The sequence below is a fragment of the Methylovulum psychrotolerans genome (assembly GCF_002209385.1).
GTDB lineage: Bacteria > Pseudomonadota > Gammaproteobacteria > Methylococcales > Methylomonadaceae > Methylovulum > Methylovulum psychrotolerans.
In genome coordinates this window covers 604157-624452 of sequence record NZ_CP022129.1, presented here as the reverse complement: position 1 = coordinate 624452, position 20296 = coordinate 604157, and the positions used below count along the sequence as shown (strand labels likewise).

Annotated in this window: 16 protein-coding genes; all 16 read left to right on the top strand. The window is 49.2% G+C overall.

All coding sequences use genetic code 11. The features are described from left to right. Nucleotides 1-313: 313 nt before the first annotated feature. The 16 genes from thiD (at nt 314) to CEK71_RS02510 (ending at nt 20294) form a co-directional block, all read left to right on the top strand. Nucleotides 314-1105: a bifunctional hydroxymethylpyrimidine kinase/phosphomethylpyrimidine kinase gene (gene thiD / locus CEK71_RS02585; protein ID WP_088617922.1), complete on the top strand. Its 792-nt coding sequence runs from the start codon at nt 314-316 to the stop codon at nt 1103-1105. Beyond that, complete coding sequence (thiE, locus tag CEK71_RS02580) at nt 1102-1713, top strand: thiamine phosphate synthase (protein WP_088617921.1); 612 nt, start codon at nt 1102-1104, stop codon at nt 1711-1713. Before thiD ends, thiE begins: the two co-directional genes overlap by 4 nt. A gap of 182 nt (nt 1714-1895) precedes the next feature. Further along, the gene (gene adk / locus CEK71_RS02575) at nt 1896-2534 is read left to right on the top strand and encodes an adenylate kinase (protein ID WP_088617920.1); all 639 of its coding nucleotides are present in this window, start codon (nt 1896-1898) and stop codon (nt 2532-2534) included. A gap of 118 nt (nt 2535-2652) precedes the next feature. Then, nucleotides 2653-4065 carry a 3-isopropylmalate dehydratase large subunit gene (gene leuC / locus CEK71_RS02570; protein ID WP_088617919.1) on the top strand — a complete coding sequence of 471 codons (1413 nt, stop codon included), beginning with the start codon at nt 2653-2655 and terminating at the stop codon, nt 4063-4065. Nucleotides 4066-4080: 15 nt separating this feature from the next. Continuing rightward, complete coding sequence (locus CEK71_RS02565; protein ID WP_088617918.1) at nt 4081-4194, top strand: entericidin A/B family lipoprotein; 114 nt, start codon at nt 4081-4083, stop codon at nt 4192-4194. 41 nt (nt 4195-4235) lie between these two features. Continuing rightward, entirely contained in the window at nt 4236-4871 is a 636-nt protein-coding gene (gene leuD, locus CEK71_RS02560; protein WP_088621478.1) for a 3-isopropylmalate dehydratase small subunit, read from the top strand. 22 nt (nt 4872-4893) lie between these two features. After that, entirely contained in the window at nt 4894-5982 is a 1089-nt protein-coding gene (gene leuB, locus CEK71_RS02555) for a 3-isopropylmalate dehydrogenase (RefSeq protein ID WP_088617917.1), read from the top strand. Next, nucleotides 5982-7004, top strand: a complete 1023-nt coding sequence (locus CEK71_RS02550) for an aspartate-semialdehyde dehydrogenase (protein WP_088617916.1) — start codon at nt 5982-5984, stop codon at nt 7002-7004. Before leuB ends, CEK71_RS02550 begins: the two co-directional genes overlap by 1 nt. Before the next feature lie 69 nt (nt 7005-7073). Next, nucleotides 7074-9824 (top strand): FimV/HubP family polar landmark protein, encoded by a 2751-nt coding sequence (locus CEK71_RS02545; protein WP_198328439.1) that lies wholly within the window; start codon nt 7074-7076, stop codon nt 9822-9824. A gap of 493 nt (nt 9825-10317) precedes the next feature. Further along, nucleotides 10318-12741, top strand: a complete 2424-nt coding sequence (locus tag CEK71_RS02540) for a tetratricopeptide repeat protein (RefSeq protein ID WP_088617914.1) — start codon at nt 10318-10320, stop codon at nt 12739-12741. A gap of 120 nt (nt 12742-12861) precedes the next feature. Continuing rightward, nucleotides 12862-13872, top strand: a complete 1011-nt coding sequence (locus CEK71_RS02535) for an NAD-dependent epimerase (RefSeq protein WP_088617913.1) — start codon at nt 12862-12864, stop codon at nt 13870-13872. Then, a complete protein-coding gene (locus CEK71_RS02530; protein ID WP_088617912.1) occupies nt 13872-15164 on the top strand; it encodes a nucleotide sugar dehydrogenase in 1293 nt (430 codons plus the stop codon). Before CEK71_RS02535 ends, CEK71_RS02530 begins: the two co-directional genes overlap by 1 nt. A gap of 55 nt (nt 15165-15219) precedes the next feature. Then, nucleotides 15220-15975 carry a polysaccharide export protein gene (locus CEK71_RS02525; RefSeq protein WP_232463750.1) on the top strand — a complete coding sequence of 252 codons (756 nt, stop codon included), beginning with the start codon at nt 15220-15222 and terminating at the stop codon, nt 15973-15975. A 46-nt stretch (nt 15976-16021) separates the two neighbouring features. Next, nucleotides 16022-17596 carry an XrtA system polysaccharide chain length determinant gene (locus CEK71_RS02520; protein ID WP_088617910.1) on the top strand — a complete coding sequence of 525 codons (1575 nt, stop codon included), beginning with the start codon at nt 16022-16024 and terminating at the stop codon, nt 17594-17596. 21 nt (nt 17597-17617) lie between these two features. Then, entirely contained in the window at nt 17618-18598 is a 981-nt protein-coding gene (locus tag CEK71_RS02515; RefSeq protein ID WP_088617909.1) for an XrtA-associated tyrosine autokinase, read from the top strand. A gap of 157 nt (nt 18599-18755) precedes the next feature. Then, nucleotides 18756-20294, top strand: coding sequence for a TIGR03016 family PEP-CTERM system-associated outer membrane protein (locus tag CEK71_RS02510; protein ID WP_232463748.1), 1539 nt, complete (start codon nt 18756-18758; stop codon nt 20292-20294). The last annotated feature ends 2 nt before the right edge of the window (nt 20295-20296 follow it).

The following is a 20296-nucleotide window of genomic DNA, read 5'->3' as shown; positions in this document are numbered from 1 at the left end:
TGATTTATTGTGTGGCATTATAGTTTTAAAAAAAGACTTATTATAAGGGGTGAGTGTTAAAAATATAGGGAATTTCACTTGCCAGAAGTAGTTATCCTTACTATTATTATAGGTTAATAGTCCCTGTTTCAGGAGACGCCCGGAACTGCCCAACGGATTATTACCCGTCCGGCCTTGCGGGTACGGCTGGTCTGTACGGGTGTGGGCGTTGTTTTGCCATAAGGATGGGCTATGGCCAAGCTTGCCTGTTGCTTTTGTCAGATAAGGCACATTATAGTGTGCTATAACTGAGCTTTGGTATTAAGGAATTGCAATGAACCCTTCCCGTCCTATAGTCTTGTCATTTTCCGGTCATGATCCGAGTGGCGGGGCCGGCATACAAGCCGATATTGAAACCCTGGTCAGCCACCAGTGCCATGCGGTCAGCGTCATTACCGCGTTGACTGAGCAGGATACGCGTAATGTTAAAAGGCTGATACCGCAATCGTCGGAAAATATTATCAGCCAAGCAAAAACCTTGTTAGATGACATGGCGGTGAACGCTTTTAAGATTGGCCTGATCGGTCATCATGAAACGGCGTTGGCGATTTATGCCATTCTGAAGCAATACCCGGAGATCCCGGTTATTTTGGATCCGGTGTTGGCGGCGGGCGGCGGAGCGGATTTGAGCAATGACCGCCTGATCGCCACGGTCGTGGACTTGCTGCTGCCCTGCACCACGGTACTGACTCCTAATAGCGAAGAAGCGCGTAAATTGGCTAATCTGGAAGATTTGTCGGAGTGCGGTTTGTCGTTGTTGGAGGCGGGCAGCGAGTATGTGCTGATTACCGGTACGCATGAGTCCACGCCCAGCGTCCAAAACCAATTGTTCCATGATGAGCGCTGTTGGGAGACTTATACTTGGGAACGCCTGCCGGCCAGTTACCACGGTTCCGGTTGCACCTTGGCGACCAGTATTGCCGCCCTGATGGCGCATGGCTTGTCGCCCATACAGGCGGTGCTGGAAGCGCAGGAATATACTTGGAACTCATTAAATACCGCGTATCAGACCGGCAAAGGCCAATATAACCCTAACCGTTTTTTCTGGATGGAAGACGACGTATGATGCTCCCCCGCCGTGGCTTGTATGCCATCACCCAAACCGGCCAACCTGCCGCTACCCTGCTTGACGATGTGGCGGCGGCGATTCGCGGCGGCGCTGCGGTCGTCCAGTACCGTGATAAGCATCCCACCGACGCGTTGGCGACGGCGACGGCTCTGGTGCAACTTTGTCATGCGCATCAAGTGCCGTTGCTTATTAATGACGATATAGGCCTGGCGGTCGCCGTTGCCGCCGATGGGGTGCATTTGGGTAGGGATGACGGCGATATTGCCCAAGCGCGGGCACAATTGGGGGCTGCCGCCATTATTGGCGTATCTTGCTATAATAGCGTTGACAGGGCAGTGGCGGCTCAGCGGCAAGGCGCGTCTTATGTGGCTTTTGGGCGGTTTTTCCCTTCTGCCTCCAAGCCCCTGGCCGCACCTGCCAGTATTGATAGCTTATATCACGCCAAGCAGGCGTTGCAGATACCTATTGTCGCCATCGGCGGCATTTTACCGGACAATGGCGGGGCGTTGTTGGCCGCTGGGGCGGATTTACTCGCCGTCATCGGCGGCTTGTTCGATCAGCAGCCGGAGCTTGCCGCCCGTGCTTATAGCGCATTATTTGCCTGAATAATCGGCGGCCGGGATGCCTTTTGCCGCTTAATTTTGTCTTAAAGTGAGAAATTGACATTTTTTAAAAGAGATTAACTAAGAAGTGTTATAAAATATCGAGTTATACTTTTATCCGCCGATAAGGATTTTATGGGCGGTTAATCTTTCAGCAAGCTATTAAAACACGACGGAGTTATTTCATGCGCATCATCCTGTTAGGGAGTCCTGGTTCTGGCAAAGGCACCCAAGCCCAGTTTATTACCGAAAAGTACGGTATTCCGCAAATTTCCACAGGAGATATGCTTAGGGCCGCGGTGCGTGCAGGAACTCCGCTAGGTGTTGAGGCAAAAAAGGTCATGGATGCGGGTGGGCTGGTCTCTGATAATATTATTTTGGGGCTGATTAAAGAACGGATTGCCCAAGCCGATTGCGCCAACGGCTTCCTGTTAGACGGTTTTCCGCGCACAATTGCCCAAGCGGAAGGGTTGGAAGCGATGGGGGTGATTATCGATACGGTGATTGAAATTGTCGTTGAGGATGAGGAAATCGTTAAGCGGATGGCGGGGCGGCGGGTGCATTTGGCCTCAGGCCGCACTTACCATATCGAATACAATCCGCCTAAGACGGCCGGACTGGATGATGTGACCGGAGAGGCTCTAGTCCAACGCGATGATGACAAAGAAGAAACGGTGCGTAAACGTTTGGGCGTTTATCATGAACTGACTAAGCCGTTAGTCAATTATTATTCGGCTTCAGGTAAGGATGTCCATTTCGGTTCGATTACGGGTGTGGGTACCGTGGATGAAATTACCCAAAAAGTCTTCGCCATCTTGGCCTAAAAGCCGCAGATAGCCAGCCCGCCGCACCCATCTCCCTGAGCGGAGGGGTACGGCGGTTGGTTGCAGGCCGCCTTTATTATTAACCTCGCCGTTTACGGCACCATCATTCGGAACAGTTATGCCGGGTAAAACACTTTATGACAAGTTATGGGAAGATCACGTCGTCTATACGGAAGATGACGGGTCGGCGCTGATTTATATTGACCGTCATTTGCTGCATGAGGTCACGTCGCCGCAAGCGTTTGAAGGTTTGCGTCTGGCGGGTCGCCAGCCTTGGCGGGCAGACAGGAATTTGGCGGTTGCCGACCATAATGTGCCGACCACCGACCGCGATCAAGGCATTGCCGATCCTATTTCGCGCCTGCAAGTGGAAACCTTGGACAGTAATTGTGCTGAGTTTGGCATCACCGAATTTACTATGCACGATGCCCGGCAGGGTATTGTCCATGTCATAGGGCCTGAGCAAGGTGCGACTTTGCCGGGCATGACCGTGGTCTGCGGTGACTCGCATACCTCCACGCACGGTGCATCAGGCGCGTTGGCGTTCGGCATCGGTACGTCGGAAGTCGAGCATGTGTTGGCGACCCAATGTTTGGTACAGAAGAAAGCGAAGAACTTTCTGATTAAGGTCAACGGCTTGGTAGGCCCTGGCGTGACGGCAAAGGATATTGTTTTGGCTATTATCGGTAAGATAGGTACGGCCGGAGGCAATGGCTATACTATCGAATTTGCTGGCGAGGCGATCCGCGCCTTATCGATGGAGGGGCGGATGACCGTCTGTAATATGGCCATAGAGGCGGGGGCGCGGGCAGGTTTGGTCGCAGTCGACGACACGACGATTGACTATTATTATGGCCGCCCTTACGCCCCTAAAGGTGGTGACTGGTTTATGGCGGAGCGTCTCTGGCGGGATTTGCATTCCGATGCGGATGCGCTGTTCGATAAGGTGGTCGAATTGGAAGCCGCCGCTATTTTGCCGCAAGTCACTTGGGGCACGTCACCGGAATTGGTGGTGGCGGTGGACGGGCAAGTGCCTGACCCTGCTTTGGAAGCCGATGCCGTCAAGCAGCAAAGCATGGTCCGCGCCTTGCAGTATATGGGCTTGTCCGCTGGGCAAGCGATTACGGATATTGCTGTAGATAAGGTTTTTATCGGTTCTTGCACCAATTCGCGTATTGAAGATTTACGCGCGGCGGCGGCGGTTGCCCAAGGCAGGACAAAGGCGGCGACGGTTAAACTGGCGATGGTCGTGCCGGGTTCCGGGTTGGTCAAGCGGCAGGCCGAGGCGGAGGGTTTGGACAAAATCTTTTTGGCGGCAGGTTTTGAGTGGCGTGAACCGGGTTGTTCGATGTGTTTGGCGATGAATGCTGACCGTCTGGATGAGGGTGAGCGTTGTGCGTCGACCTCCAACCGCAATTTTGAAGGCCGTCAAGGTTATGGCGGGCGTACCCATTTGGTGAGTCCGGCGATGGCGGCGGCGGCCGCTATCGCGGGGCATTTTGTTGATGTCCGTCAATGGTTGGACGTATAAATCGGAGCTAAGGCTATGCACAGGCTGCTGCTGTTATTGATCGCCGTTTTGGGTTTGTCCGCTTGCAATACCATGCATGGTATCGGCAAGGATTTGGAAAAGCTCGGTTCGGTAATCAGCCGGTCTTGATCGGTTTAGTTTTAAATAAATTCATTTACTGTAATATTACTATGCAAGCATTTACCTTATTGAACGGTCTGGTCGCGCCGCTGGACCGCGCTAATGTCGATACCGATGCCATTATCCCCAAGCAATTTCTTAAGTCGATACGCCGCGCCGGCTTTGGCCCTTATCTGTTTGACGAATGGCGTTATCTGGATCACGGTGAGCCGGAGATGGATTGTAGCCAGCGGCCATTGAACAAGGATTTTGTCCTGAACCTGCCGCAATACCAAGGGGCGCAAGTTCTGTTGGCGCGGGAAAATTTTGGCTGCGGCTCATCGCGCGAACATGCGCCGTGGGCATTGGAGGATTTTGGTTTCCGGGCGGTTATCGCGCCTAGTTTTGCCGATATTTTTTATAATAATTGCTTTAAAAATGGCGTGTTGCCTATCGTTTTACCGGCGGCGGCGGTGGACGGGTTGTTTCAAGAGATAAGCGGCGGCTATCGCTTGCTGATTGATTTGGCTGCTCAGCAAATCACCACGCCTTCAGGGTTGAAGATTGGCTTTGATATTGACGATAACCGCAAATACCGTCTGCTGAACGGCCTTGATGATATTGCCTTGTCATTGCAGCACGCCGATGCGATTGCCGCCTATGAAGCGGCGCGGGCCAAACGGGCACCGTGGCTGTTTGTGGCTTAATTTACCAAAATAATGGATAGATATGACAAATAAGATTGCAATATTGCCGGGTGATGGCATAGGGACAGAAATCGTTGCCGAAGCGGTTAAGGTGTTGGACTTTTTAAATGCCGATATGGCGTTAGGCTTGGAGTTTGAGTATGGACTGATCGGTGGGGCGGCGTATGACGCGCATGGCACGCCGTTTCCTGAACAAACCTTGGCGTTAGCAAAACAGGCGGACGCTATTTTATTGGGGGCGGTCGGCGGCTATAAATGGGAGTCGTTGGACATTGCCGTGCGCCCTGAAAAAGGTTTGTTGGGATTGCGTTCGGAATTGCAGCTGTTCGCGAATTTGCGCCCGGCTATTTTATACCCGCAATTAGCCGCGGCTTCCACGCTCAAGCCTGAAGTGGTCGCCGGTTTGGATATTATGATTATCCGCGAATTGACTGGAGGCATTTATTTTGGCCAGCCGCGTGGGGTCAGGTTACTGGAAAATGGCGAGAAGCAAGGCTACAACACTTTAGTGTATAGTGAGTCGGAGATCCGCCGCATTGCCCATGTCGCTTTTCAAACTGCGCAAAAAAGACAGGGCCGGCTTTGTTCGGTCGATAAGGCCAATGTTTTGGAATGCACCGAGTTATGGCGGCAGGTGGTGACGGAAATCGGCAAGCAGTATTATCCTGAAGTCGGGCTTAGCCATCTGTATGTCGATAATGCCGCGATGCAGCTGGTGCGTGCGCCAAAACAATTTGATGTGTTAGTGACCTCTAATATGTTTGGTGATATTCTTTCTGATATATCGGCCATGTTGACCGGTTCTATCGGCATGTTACCTTCGGCTTCTTTAGATGCCGCCAATAAAGGTATGTATGAGCCTATTCATGGTTCTGCGCCGGATATCGCGGGTAAAGGTATCGCTAATCCGTTGGCAACCATTTTATCGGTGGCGATGATGTTACGGTATACTTTCAACCGTAGTGATGCGGCAGGGCGTATCGAACAAGCGGTTAATGCGGCCTTAAACGCTAATATCCGCACCGCTGACATTTATTCCGACGGTATGCAAAAAGTCAGCACTTGCGCTATGGGTGATGCCGTCATTTCTGCTTTACAAGAGGGTGTCTAATGACCAAACTGTATAATGTTGCCGTAGTGGGCGCGACCGGAGCGGTCGGCGAAGCCATGTTGGCTATTTTGGAAGAACGTAACTTTCCGGTCGGCGAGGTTTACGCGCTAGCGAGCAGCAATTCGGTCGGTAAACGTATCCCGTTTAAAGGCAGTTCTTTGCCGGTGCAAGATTTGGCGACATTTGATTTTTCTAAGGCGCAAATTGGCCTGTTTTCGCCAGGTGCGGCGGTGTCGGCCGAATATGCCCCCAAAGCGGCGGCGGCGGGCTGTATCGTTATAGATAATACTTCACAGTTTCGTTATGATGACGATATCCCTTTGGTAGTGCCTGAGGTTAATCCCGAAAAGGTCGCCGATTATAAAAATCGCGGCATCATCGCTAACCCCAATTGCTCGACTATTCAAATGTTGGTGGCTTTAAAGCCCATTTATGATGCCGTGGGCATTGAGCGCATCAACGTCTGCACTTATCAGGCCGTTTCAGGTACGGGTAAAGAGGCGATTGAGGAACTGGCCAAACAAACCTTGGCTTTGCTGAATATGCAGCCGATCAACAGCCGGGTTTACCCTAAACAAATCGCTTTTAATGTCTTGCCGCAGATTGACGTGTTTCTTGACAACGGTTATACCAAAGAAGAAATGAAAATGGTCTGGGAAACCCAAAAAATACTGGGCGACCCTAACATTAAAGTGAATGCCACAGCGGTGCGGGTGCCGGTTTTTTATGGCCATTCCGAAGCGGTGCATATTGAAACGCGCGATAAAATCGATGCTGCCACAGCGCGGGCTTTGTTGTTAAAAGCCCCTGGGGTGACGGTTATTGACGGGCGTGCGGACGGCGCTTATCCGACTGCGGTAACCGATTCTTCAGGTCATGATGACGTGTTTGTCGGGCGTATCAGGGAAGATATTTCCCACCCTAAAGGGCTGGATTTATGGGTGGTGGGCGATAATGTCCGCAAGGGTGCGGCGTTAAATAGTATACAAATTGCCGAAGTGCTGGTAAAAATTCACATCTAGTCTAAGATTAGTTTAACATTTGACTGTTCATGGTAAGAGACTGTGATAACTATTTTGAAGGAGAGCGGTGTGCGTAATTTAACTAAAACTTTAGCGGTCGTATCGTTTTTGCTGCCGGCTAGTGCCTATCCCTTGGGGATAGGAGAGATTAAATTGCACTCAGCCCTTAATCAAAATTTGGATGCTGAGATTGCGTTGGTCTTATCCGCAGGCGAGAAAGCCAGCGATATTAAGGTTGCTTTGGCGCCTCCTGATAAATTTGATGAAACGGGCATACCTTGGAGTTATTTCTTATCCAAGCTGAAATTTCAGACTATTGTTACTGACGGTAACCGGGTGGTTATTAAAGTTGCTTCACGCGAGGCTTTAAAAGAACCTTTCTTGGATTTCTTGTTGCAGGTCAGTTGGCCTAAAGGCGAATTGTTCCGTGAATTTACGGTTTTGGTTGATCCGCCGGCGGAATATGCCCACGCGGCCACACCGCTGACGCAAGCGGCGGCAAGCTATGCACCGTCCCAGCAATATAGGCGGCAAGAACAGCCGCCGGCTGTCCAGCAGCGGCCACGCAAGTCCCGGCCAAGAGTGACCGCCAGCGGTAATGGCGGACGTTATGGGCCGGTGGGGCGACATGATAATTTATGGAAGATTGCCGAAGGCTTGAGTAGGGAGACAGGGGCTTCTGTTGAACAAATGATGGTAGCGTTGTACGAGGCTAATCCGGGGGCTTTTTATAAAGCCAATATAAACGCTTTGGCAAATGGCAAGACCTTAACCATACCGAGCCGTGAAGAGGTTCTAAAACTTTCCCAAGCGGATGCTTTGGATGAGTTCAATCGGCAGATGGAGGCTTGGCGAAGCCCTTCTTCGGTGCCGCGTGTGAGCGCAAGTGAGATAGCCGAAGCTGAAGCCGCCAGTAACCAACTGACGTTGAGCGCACCCGCCCAAGACTCGGTAGGGCAAAATGCGTCTGTCCCGCCAGCCGGCCAAACGGCAGGCAATGCGGATAAGGGGGCAAATGCCCGTCCGAATACTGCTGACCAAGGTTCGGCGGATGCGGCGATAGCGGCAAAACTCGACCTGCTAGAAAAGCAAATAGCGGCTATGCAGGCGCAGATAGCCTTGAAAGACGAGCAGCTTGCCGCCTTGCAGAGCCGTACGCAAGTGCCTGAGGCTCCTGCACCGGCCACAACTGCGCCGCCAGCGGTTGTGACGCCGCCAACGGTTACGCCTGCGAACATCCCGCCCGTTACATCTGCGGAGCCTAAGCCGGCCCCAACACCGGCGCCTGTTGCCAATGTTACGCCCACCCCACCGCCGGGGGCAGTCCCCAATAAGGCGGTCGAGCCGCCCAAAACTGCGCCGGTGAAGCCGCCTGTACGCCGGGTCGCGCCAGTCCAAGTGCCTGAGCAAAGCACACCGCTTTGGATGTATTTAGGCATCGGTATGCTGGGGCTTAGTGCGTTGGGGCTTGCGGCTTGGTTTTGGTTGCGCCGCCGACAAACGGATAATCAAGATTTGTTTGATGTGACGGGCATATCAAAGCGTCCGAAACAAGACCCTACTTTATTCGCCGATGATGAGCAAAACATCAGCGATAGTGGCGATATGTCGGACAATCTTTTTGTCAGCGATTTTAATAGCGGCGAATTTGATGTTTTCGATATGGATCAAGCGGAAATTGACCCCATTTCCGAAGCGGATGTCTATTTGGCCTATGGGCGTTACCAGCAGGCCGAAGAGCTGATGCGCCATGCCATTGATGAGCAGCCTAGCCGTGATGAATTTAAGCTGAAGTTACTGGAGATTTTTTATGCCCATGAAGATCGGGCGGCGTTTGAGAAATACACCGGGGAGCTTGTTAATGAGGGCAAAATAGACGAACCCGCGTTCTGGAGTAAAGTCACCGAAATGGGTAGTGAAATCTGTCCCGATTCGATGTTTTTTGCCGGGCCGGAAACGGCGGTGGCCGAATCGAAAAAGATGGCCGCTGTTAGCGACGAGCAGGTCTTTACTCAAGTGGCGGACAGTAAGTCCGATGAAATGGATTTTGACCTGACTTCATTTGAAGAGCTGTTCTACAGTGATGAGGAAAGCAATACGGCCAATCCTTTGTTTGATCTTGACAGTGATATCAGTAAATCGCTTGCGCCGGTTAAGGGGCCAGAACCGGAAGAAGAGGCCAAAGCCAATAATGACAGTCTCGATTTTGATTTTACCGCCTTGTCATTTAATGTGCCTGCCCAAGATGCGGTTGCCAAAGAACCCGAAGCCCCTGCGGCCGAGAATCTGGCCGATGAATTTGAAAGTTTCGACTTTACCCCGGCGCCATCGGTAAAAAGTCCAGCCACCGAAACTAAGATTGCCGAAAAAACCGATACCGATGATTTTTCGAGTTTGGATTTTGATTTCAGTTCTATAGAAACCAGTATAAAAGGCGATAATAGCGGTATTACGTTTGAAACCTTACAACCTAGCCGTGCCGAAAGCTTTGAGGAAAGTTACCGGACACTGGAGTTCTCAATTGATGAGCCGCTGGTGCCGGAGCCCCCTCAGCCAGCCTTGTTTCAGGATGAATCGTTAAGCATCAATTTAGACTTTAATAAGCCTTCGTTGGGGATTAGTGATCAGCAACGTATTGAAAGCTTTGGGGTTGCCAATCTGTCCGAAATGGACGAAATGGAAACCAAGTTAGACTTGGCGATGGCCTATATTGATATGGGTGATAATGATGCTGCCATGGAGATTGCCCTTGAGGTGTTGGAAAAAGGTACGCCGGAGCAACAAATGATCGCTAAGGCCTTGTTGGAGAACTACCAATAGGGATGCTCTATTAAAATTCAGATGGTTTAACGCATAAAAAAGCCCTTTATTGGGCTTTTTTATTGTTTGTCTTACCCATCTGATAGGATTTTTGGTTAAAATGGCGCTACATTTTTGCAATAGGCCAAACTATATGGCTTGTGGGATTTGTTACCGCCCCGCCTATTTTTGCCTATGGCTTTGCCTTAAGGCTAAACCTGTTTAAATAACGGTAGTTTTTGTTTGAAAAATGTTTTTATCACTAAGAAAGATGGGGGGATGGATAAAGCGTCATGCCGCCCGGGTGCTTTGTGGTTAAATGGGGCTTAAAACGGTGGCTTTTGACGGTAAATATCCGAGGAAAACGTATTTTACGCGATTAGGTTTAGGGATAAGATGTAAGGTCGGCCTACAAACTCTGTTAGAATTTGTTTTATACAGCACATATTAAGGCGGCAAGGCATAATAGCCTGCCGAAACCGGATTACAAATAACATTATGGTAGGTTAGTAAAATGAACGATATTCGTCACGGTAGTAGAAAAACGCTGATAGCCAGTGCTATTTTTGTTGCCTTATTATTGGCGCAGGGATGTGACAAGAAGGAAGATGGTAAAGAGCATTTGCAAAAAGGCATCGAGTATCTCAATAAGGGCGAATATGACAAGGCTAAGCTGGAGTTGGAAACCTCCAGCCAATCGGATAAAGATACGGCCCAAACCTATTATTATTTGGCTTTGTTGGATGAAAAAAACCAACAGTATAAGTCCATGAAGGAAAATCTTGTCAAAGCGGTTGAGTTGGCCCCTAAGCATTGGGAGGCACGGATTAAGCTGGGTAATGTGCTGTTGCTATTGGGCGAGCCTGTCAGGGCGCAAGAACAGGCCGATTACATTTTGCAAGAGAATGCGCAAGATGTGAAAGCGCAAACCTTAAAGGCCTCGGCTTTTATCAGCCAAAAAAAGCCTGCGGAGGCGTTGGCGTTGTTAGAGGCCATTTTGGCGAAAGAGCCGGCCAATGCCGAGGCTTTATCGCTAAAATCATTGCTGTTTATGGAGAAGGGGGATTTGCATACCGCCCTTGAATTGATCAACCAAGCGATTAAGGCGGATCCGAAAAGTATCGCCATTTATTTATTTAAAATCCAAATCCATACTAAAGCCAAAGATACGGACGCGGTGATTGCCGACTATAAAAATTTAATCACCTTATTCCCTGATAATAAAGATTTTAAAGTGATGTTGGCTAAAATCTATACGCAGACTGAGAAGAAACAGGAGGCGGAGGCGTTAATCCGTCAGTTAATTGGCCAAATGCCTGATGATATCCGCCCTAAAGTGTTGTTGCTGGATTTTTTGGCGCAAATTTCCCAAGAAAAGGCGATGGCTGAATTTCACCAATTTATCGCGCAAGCAAAAGATCAGCCTAAAGTCTTGCTGGATTTTGCCAATTGGATGGCTTCGCGGAAGAATTATGCGGAAGCCAATAAGGTGTTGAACCAAGTGATCGCGTCAGAAAAAGACAGTAAGGTCGGTTTTGCCGCAAAAACCATGCTGGCAAAAAACGTGCTCGACGATAAGGATTACGATGCCGCCAATAAAATCATCGACGAAATTTTGGAAGCTAAACCAGATTACGATAATGCCAAAATCTTACGCGCACGCTGGTATATTGCCAAACAATTGACGGATGAAGCGATTGATATGCTCAATAAGCTGGCTTTTGCCAAGCCTAATTCCGACGAAGTGTTGTATTTATTGGGGCAAGCCCATCTTATTAAAGGCAATAAATCCGAAGCGGATAAGGATTTTGCCAAAGCCTTGGAATTGAATCCGGCAAATTTCGAAGCCTTAGTCTATGTTTATGATAAGGCGCTGGCGACGAATGATGTTAAGTATGCGAAAGATATCTTGAAAAAAGCCCTGAAATTCAAACCGGATAATCTGGTGTTGCTGGAAAAGCTGGGTAAGATTAATTTATCGGAACATAATTGGGAAGAAGCCAAGCTGATTGTCCAACAAATTAATAACGTCGTTAATCCCTTATCTAAAGATTTGGCGGCGTTTTTGTTGGGGCAAGTCTATCAAGGCCAAGCGGATTATCCTAAGGCGATTGGTATTTATAAAGAACTGTTGGCTAAGTACCCCGAAAATAGTGATGCCTTGATCAGTTTAGGGCGCAGCTATGAAGCCTTGAAAAAACGCCCTGAAATGATTGCTTACTTAGACGGGGTGCTTGCGAAAAATCCCAAAAACCTAGCGGCGGGGATCTTATTGGCTGAATTGTATGGTTTGGATAAAAATTTCGCTAAAGCGACAGCACTCGTTAAGGATCTGATTGATAAAGACCCTAATATTCCCAAATTGTATGCCATGTTGGCGAATATAAAATTGGCTGAAAATAATAATCAGGGGGCTATCGCAGTTTATGAAGACGGTCTGAAAAAGAATGCCGAAAGTGTCGAACTGTCATTGGCATTGGCTTCCTTGTATGAGAGCAATAACCGGCATGACTCGGCGGCTAAGCTTTATGAGCAGTTGTTGGAAAAAAATCCGCGTTTGGATGTGGCGATTAATAATCTTGCCTCTATTCTGAGCGATAATGATAGCGATAAGGCCAATTTGGATAAAGCCGCACGTTTGGCTGAGACGTTTAAAGATTCCGAGCAAGCTTATTTTAAAGATACCTACGCGTGGATATTGATTAAGCAAGATAAAGTTACTGAAGGTCTGAATCTGCTTAACCAGATAGTGTCGGCAGTACCCGATGTGCCGACTTTCCGCTACCATTTAGGGGTTGCTTACCATAAAAATGGTAATGTCAGTTTAGCCATTTCGGAATTGAAGCAAGCTTTGGAATTGGCAAAAACCAAAGGTAACTTCCCTGATAAAAAAGCCGCCGAGGCGTTGTTGGCCGAGATCGCTAAGACTGCACATTAGGCGGGCGGCGGGCGGATTATCCGTGTGGCGGTCGCTTGCTCTTGTGTGCCCGTTTATCTTGGTGTGAACGGCATCGCCGGGATTTTATTTATTGTAGTACGGATTGATTAGGAGATCATTTTGAAAATACTGGTAACAGGTGTGGCAGGATTTATAGGCTCCACGTTGGGCTTGAGGTTGTTGGCACGCGGTGACGAAGTGGTGGGTATTGATAATCTTAATGATTATTATGATGTCAATTTAAAGCTGGCACGTTTGGAGCGCTTGCAAGCCCATAGCAATTTCACGTTTATCAAACTGGATATTGCCGATAGGGCAGGGATGGAGGCGTTGTTTGCCAAAGAAAAATTCCAACGGGTCATGCACTTGGCCGCCCAAGCGGGCGTGAGGTATTCGTTGACGAATCCCCATGCTTATATTGATGCCAATATTGTCGGCTTTATGAATGTGCTGGAAGGCTGTCGGCATCATCAGGTGGAGCATTTGGCTTACGCTTCGTCCAGTTCAGTGTATGGGGCAAACACCAATATGCCGTTTTCCATCCACCATAATATCGACCATCCGGTTTCCCTTTATGCCGCAAGCAAAAAAGCCAATGAACTGATGGCGCATACTTATAGCCATCTGTATCGGTTGCCGACGACGGGGCTGCGGTTTTTTACCGTTTATGGGCCATGGGGCAGGCCTGACATGTCGCTGTTTTTGTTTACCCGCAGCCTGTTGGAAGGCAAGCCGATCGATGTCTTCAATTATGGCAACCACCGCCGCGATTTTACTTATATTGACGACATTGTCGAAGGGGTTATCCGGGTTATTGACCGGCCGGCGCAAGCCAATCCGCACTGGTCAGGCCAAGACCCTGATCCGGGCACGAGTACGGCACCCTACCGTGTGTATAATATCGGCAACAATAATCCGGTGCAATTATTGACCTTTATTGAAACGCTGGAAAAATGCTTGGGTAAGACGGCAATCAAAAATCTGTTGCCCTTACAGCCAGGCGATGTGCCGGATACTTATGCCGATGTTACCGATCTGGTGCAGGATTTGGATTATAAGCCCGCAACGTTGTTGGAAGACGGGATACGCAATTTTGTTGAGTGGTATAAAGACTTCTATAGGATTAGCTGATGAATGCGCATGGCAGAAAAATTTCGGTGATAGGCCTAGGGTACGTCGGTTTGCCGGTGGCCGTTGAGTTTGGCAAAAGCCAGCAGGTGATAGGTTTCGACATTAATGCCGTCCGCATTAATGAGTTGCGGCAAGGGATAGAACGCACCCATGAAGTGGCCGCCGCCGAATTGGCTACCACCGATATTTTATTTACCTGTGATGCGAATGACTTAAAAAAAGCGGATTTTCATATCATTGCCGTGCCCACTCCGGTCAACCAGGCTAAACAGCCGGATTTGTCGCCTATGTTGAGCGCCTCAAAAACCGTTGGCCAGCAACTTAAAAAAGGCGATATTGTGGTCTATGAGTCCACGGTCTATCCCGGCGCGACTGAAGAAGATTGTATTCCGGTTTTGGAGCGGGAATCGGGTTTGCGCTGGGGAACTGACTTTGCCGTAGGCTATTCGCCTGAACGCATTAATCCGGGCGACAAGGTGCATACCTTTAAAACCATTACGAAAGTGGTGGCAGGTGACAGTCCGGCAACGCTGGCGATAGTGGCCGCTGTTTATGAGTCGGTGGTCACCGCCGGTGTGCATAAGGCCACGACGATTAAAGTCGCGGAAGCGGCCAAGGTTATTGAAAACACCCAACGGGATTTGAACATTTCCTTGATGAATGAATTGGCGCTGATCTTTAACAAAATGGGCATCGACACGAAAGATGTGCTGGCGGCGGCGGCGTCAAAATGGAATTTTTTGCCCTTTGAACCCGGCTTAGTGGGGGGGCATTGCATTGGTGTCGACCCTTATTATTTGACTTACAAGGCGGCTACCTTAGGCTATACGCCGCAGGTGATTTTATCAGGACGCAGCATTAATGATAGTATGGGCGGCTTTATCGCCAGTCAGACGGTAAAAGAACTGATTAAGTCGGGGCGTTGTGTCAAAGGCAGTATTGTCACAGTATTGGGCTTTACCTTTAAAGAAAATGTCCCCGATATCAGAAACACCCGTGCTATTGATATTATTAGGGAATTGCAGGATTACGGCATTGAGGTGCAGATTTTTGACCCTATGGCGGATGCCCATGAGATTATGGAAGAGTATGGCGTTGCGGTGGTTGCCGATGAAAGCGGCTTAAAGCCGGCTCACGCCGTCTTATTGGTGGTTCCGCACCAGTATTTTATGGCTAAGGATTGGGCGTATATCTCCGGGCTATTAGCAGGGCAAACCGGTGTGGTGATTGATGTTAAGGCGAAGTTGGATAGGGCGGCAATTCCCCCGAACATCTCCTTATGGCGGCTATAAAGGTGCTGTGCTGGCAACGTATAATTATTGAGTTTTTTGCATTATGAGGCGAAAGGTGTTTTTTTTACAGACCCGAACATGGCTACTACCCCTGTGTGTGCTTTTATTGTCGGCTTGCGGGCATCTACCGCAATTGGCGCAGGATGATGATGCCGCGATTCCTTCCGATTATACTTACATCATCGGCCCAGGAGACAGCATCAACATTTATGTGTGGGGCAACCCTGACATATCAACGACGGCGACTGTCAGGCCTGACGGTAAAATCACCATACCTTTGGCTGAAGACCTTACCGCCAGCGGCAAAACGCCCTCCCAGCTTGCCCGTGTGATGGAAAAATCCTTGGCAAAGTATGTCCGTGACCCGCAGGTGGTGATTATGGTCAGCGGTTTTCAAGGTGTTTATAGCCAACAAGTGCGTATCATCGGACAATTAAGCGGCGGCTCTGGCGGCAGCGGCGGCAGCAGCGGCGGTATCGGTAGCGGTTCTAGTGGGGGAGGCATCAGTAGCGGCGGCGGTTTAAGCGGTTCGTCCGGTATCGGTGCCAGCGGTGGTGCGGGTGGCGGATCACGTTTTTCTGCCCGCGCTTTCCCCTATAAAAAAGATATGACTTTATTGGATTTGATGATTCAGGTCGGTGGGCTAGGCCAATATGCCGACGGCAACAGGGCCAGCATCATCCGCAATATTAATGGTGACATGCAGCAGTTTGGGATCAGGATTGACGATCTGATTGAAGATGCCGATTTGTCGGCGAACGTAAAGATTTTGCCGGGCGATATTGTTATTATCCCTGAGGCATTTTTTTAACGGCCTAAGGCTATCTTCTCCAGTAACATTCTTAGTAAAAAAAACTATGCAGCAGCAATTGACAGAACTCCTTTTCTATTTAAGAGGAACCTTAAGATATAAATGGATGGCCATTATTTTGGCATGGATCATCTGTATGGTGGGCTGGTTAGTGGTTTTGGCCATGCCCAGGCTCTATACGTCCGAAGCCAAGGTGCATGTCGAGACAGCCACTATGCTGAGGCCGTTGATGCGGGGCATGACGGTCGAGTCGGATGTCAGGACGTTGCTGCGGGTTATGCAGCAGTTGATGTTCACTAAAAGTAATGTCGAGCAGATCATCCATTTATCAGATTTGGAAAAACAGGTGAAAACCCCCCGCGATCAGGAAGAGTTGATCGAGAAGCTGAAGAAAAGCATTAAGATCAGTGCGGTTGGCGACGATATTTTTACCATAAAATATGAGACTTACAGCCCGGACTTGGCAAAAAGTGTCGTGCAGGCGGTTTTGACGGTGTTTTCTGAACAGACACAAATTTCTACGATTGCTGGGGCGGACACTGCCCACCATTTTATAGACCGGCAGATTCAGGAATATGAGGCCCGCCTGCGTAATGCCGAAAAGGCAAAAGAAAATTTTATGCGTTCTAATTTGGGGATGTTGCCCAATCAAGGCAGTAACCAAGTGGAGCAAATGCACGCTCTCACCGTGGCCTTGGAAGAGGCGAAGCTCACCTTAGATGAAGCCAATTCAAGAAAACAGGCCTTAAAAGTCCAATTGGACGAAGCCTTGGTGGCGGGTGACGATGAATGGGGCGATTTGGCAGGGCAGCAATCGACGGTAGAAGATGAAAAAATCGCCGAGCTTAAGATACGCCGTGACGATTTGTTGATTAAATATACGCCTAACCATCCTGAAGTGGTGCATTTGGAAAAAACCATTAAAGATTTGGCAAAAATTAATGCCGCAAAGAAAGCCAAGCAGAGCCAGGCGGGTGGGCTTGACAGTTCGGTGATGACCAACCCTTATACCCAATCCATAAAAATTGCCTTGAATGAAGCCGAAGCGAATGTCGCTTCCATCCAGTCACGGGTCAATATTTTGGAAAAGCGCTTGGAATTGATGCAAAGCGAGTGGAATACCCGGCTCTCGGTGGATACGGAAATGCAAAATCTAAACCGTGATTATACGGAAATTAAGAAAAACTATGACCAATTGCTGTCTAGCCGCGAGCAGGCCAGTTTATCTAAAAAGGTCGATGACCAAGCGGAATCGTTAAAATTTAAGATTGCCGACGCGCCTGATAAGCCTTTAACGCCTTCATCGTTGCCACGGCCTATCATGCATTCGGTGGTTTTTGTGGTGGGCTTAGGGGTAGGTTTCGGGCTAGCCCTGTTGATTTATATCGTCAGGCCTTCAGTAATGACGACGGCACAGCTGAGGACATTGACAGGCTTGCCGGTTTTGGGCAGTGTGTCGATGAAGCTGAGCGAGCGGGAAAACAAAAAAAATAAGAAGGAGTTGTTCAGATACAGTTTTTCGACTTTCGGGTTAGTGGTCGTTTATATCTGTTTTATGATGATTGATATTTTGCATATTGATATGTCTCGTGTGGTCAGCATGTTGCAGCATATCATCTAAAAATTTGCTAGGGATTATGTAATGAGTATTATTGAAAAAGCGCTAAACAAAGCCGACCAACAGGAGAGCGGGTCTGATGCTGCCGCCGATTTGTCGGCGGATGTCCAGCCTGTCGCTTACGGAAATGCCGATATGCCGCCGGATAAGCCGATGTCCACCAGCAATGATTTAGGATTTAGAAAAAGGGAAAGCTTTAAGGGGACTCAGGAGCGGGTTGAAATTGATTGGGTAAGATTGGCGGAAATGGGCTTTGTTACCCCCAGCGATGTCAACACCAAAACCATAGAAGAATACCGTAATATCAAACGCCCTCTGGTTTACAATGCGTTTGGTGCGGGCAGTGTCGGTATTGCCCGGTCTAATTTAATTTTGGTGACCAGCAGTGTGCCGGGCGAAGGCAAAACCTTTACCGCGATTAACTTGGCTTTGAGTATCGCGAACGAGCGCGATAAAAAAGTTTTGTTAATTGACGCGGATGTCGCCCGGCCATCGGTATCGAAAACCTTAGGGATTAATTCGCCGTCTAGGTTAGGCTTGATCGATTATCTGGAAAACGAAAATATCGCCTATTCGGATATTGAATTGTTAACGAATATGCCGGGCTTGCGCATCATTCCGGCGGGTAAGCTGCATAAATATTCGACCGAGTTATTGTCCAGCAATAAGATGGTTTTGTTTGCCGAAGAGCTGAGTAACCGTTACCCTGACCGTATCGTTATCTTCGATTCGCCGCCACTGTTAGCGGCAACCCAAGGCGAGGTGTTGGCGAAACTGGTCGGGCAGGTGGTGTTGGTGGTGGAGGCCGAGAAGACTTTCCAAAGCATGGTGTTGGAGTCGGTCAATAAGCTTTCCGCCTGCGATGTGGTGTTATTGGTGTTTAACAAAACCTTAATCAGCTTGAGTGATGGCTATTATTATGGTTATGGCTATGGCCAATACGCTACGAATAGTTACACGAGCGGCCCAGGCGGTTCTGCTGGCCCTAATAATTCTGGCAGTTAGTGGTTCCGCTTAGGTGATGAATGCCTATTTTGTCAAGCAAGGAGGGGCATGGCTTGTGGGTGTCCTGCGCCTTAAGCGACGGTTTATCCCCGCATCCGTCCAGCCTTACCAAGCTTATGGAGCACCGCTTAGCAAGCTGTTAAGCGACTGCAACACTTTGCCTAAACCCCTCCCTAATGCAGTCAGGACTGCCCGATGGATAGCATGGTTGCCCTGCGCTTTTTGTAACCTTGCCTACGCAGCCAATTGGACGGCTTACCCAACCTTACAGGCCCAAGAAATTTATTCTGATAACGTCACGCTAGCAAAGCCGGGTTCGGAAACGGGGGCTTTTGTCAGTGACGTTAGTCCTGGGCTTTATGTGTCCAGGCAGTCGGGCCGCGATTTGCTTAACCTTAATTATCGCTTGCAAAATTTATATAATGCGGCGGGCAATAATGATGTGACGACGTTTAACCAATTACAGTTTAACGCCAATCATACCTTTATACCCAATAGGTTTTTTGTTAATGCCAGCAGTTCTATCAGCCAGCAAAATGTCAGTAATGCCCGCATAGCGGCTGATAATATATCGGGAGGCGGTAGTCGGGCTAACGTCAACACCTTTAATATTGCGCCGACGTGGACACCGCATTTTGGCCATTATGCATCGGGCACGGTCGGCCTCAATCTCAGCACCGTCACTACCGATGTCGGAACGGCAAGCTCAGGCACTTCGACGGCGGCGCTGTCCGATACAGTAAACTATGGGGAAAATATCCAAATAAACAGCGGCACGGCATTCAAGCGGATAAGCTGGAATTTGGCGTTTAATAATCTGGATAATGAGCGGGTGACCGGCAACAATGTCAGTTTCCAAAGTTCCAGCCTGACGCTACGGACCCATTTGAACCGTTATTTTAATCTGTTTGTCCAAACGGGTCAGAGCAACAATAGCTTCCAAAGTGCCAACACCGGCACGACCAATGGGGTGTTTTATACCGCCGGGGCGCAGTGGTTCCCCAGCCGGCATTATAGCCTTGAGGCCGGTTACGGCAATAACGCTTACGTCACCTTAAGCTTAAACCCGACGCAGCGGTTAAGCTGGGTCACGACGTTTAGGGACAATGCAATTGGCCTTAATGCAGGCCAAACGTGGCAAACCGCCCTCAATTACCGTACCCAACGCAGTAATTGGTCGTTAACCCATAATAATGCCACTACGACCACTCAGGCCTTGTTGTTGCAGCCCCAGTTGGTCACTGTTGACCTTAATCCCGACCCGTTAGTGCAACAGTTGCAGCAATTTATCATCAATTTGCCGACGCTCACTGACCAAGTGATTGTTACCCAGACCTGGGCGTTATCGGTATCGTTCAGGACAGGTAAAAGCACTATTTTTGCCAGTGGTTCCGACCAAATACGGAGCTACCAAACCATCGGCAATAAGGAAGATGTCACGGCACTCAATGCGGGTTGGAATTGGCAGTTCGGGCCTAAAACCAGTCTTTACGCTAGTCCTGGTTGGCAGTTAATTGAGCGGGGCGGCGTGGCGCAACGGGATAACCGTTATGATTTTGCCGTGGGCGTAAACCGGGCACTGAGCCAGCGCATTAATAGCCGGATCGAATTTCGCCATATTGACCAATCCTCGGCGCTCAACACCAATAACTTTCAAGAAAACCGCGCGACAGCCAGTTTGTTTATGAGATTCTGACC

What these genes read in the sequence shown, in the direction of transcription:
- adk (WP_088617920.1), top strand. Translation starts at nt 1,896, where the DNA reads ATGCGCATCATCCTGTTAGGGAGTCCTGGTTCTGGCAAAGGCACCCAA.
- CEK71_RS02515 (WP_088617909.1), top strand. Translation starts at nt 17,618, where the DNA reads ATGAGTATTATTGAAAAAGCGCTAAACAAAGCCGACCAACAGGAGAGC.
- thiD (WP_088617922.1), top strand. Translation starts at nt 314, where the DNA reads ATGAACCCTTCCCGTCCTATAGTCTTGTCATTTTCCGGTCATGATCCG.
- CEK71_RS02530 (WP_088617912.1), top strand. Translation starts at nt 13,872, where the DNA reads ATGAATGCGCATGGCAGAAAAATTTCGGTGATAGGCCTAGGGTACGTC.
- leuD (WP_088621478.1), top strand. Translation starts at nt 4,236, where the DNA reads ATGCAAGCATTTACCTTATTGAACGGTCTGGTCGCGCCGCTGGACCGC.
- CEK71_RS02565 (WP_088617918.1), top strand. Translation starts at nt 4,081, where the DNA reads ATGCACAGGCTGCTGCTGTTATTGATCGCCGTTTTGGGTTTGTCCGCT.
- CEK71_RS02540 (WP_088617914.1), top strand. Translation starts at nt 10,318, where the DNA reads ATGAACGATATTCGTCACGGTAGTAGAAAAACGCTGATAGCCAGTGCT.
- CEK71_RS02550 (WP_088617916.1), top strand. Translation starts at nt 5,982, where the DNA reads ATGACCAAACTGTATAATGTTGCCGTAGTGGGCGCGACCGGAGCGGTC.
- CEK71_RS02520 (WP_088617910.1), top strand. Translation starts at nt 16,022, where the DNA reads ATGCAGCAGCAATTGACAGAACTCCTTTTCTATTTAAGAGGAACCTTA.
- leuB (WP_088617917.1), top strand. Translation starts at nt 4,894, where the DNA reads ATGACAAATAAGATTGCAATATTGCCGGGTGATGGCATAGGGACAGAA.
- thiE (WP_088617921.1), top strand. Translation starts at nt 1,102, where the DNA reads ATGATGCTCCCCCGCCGTGGCTTGTATGCCATCACCCAAACCGGCCAA.
- leuC (WP_088617919.1), top strand. Translation starts at nt 2,653, where the DNA reads ATGCCGGGTAAAACACTTTATGACAAGTTATGGGAAGATCACGTCGTC.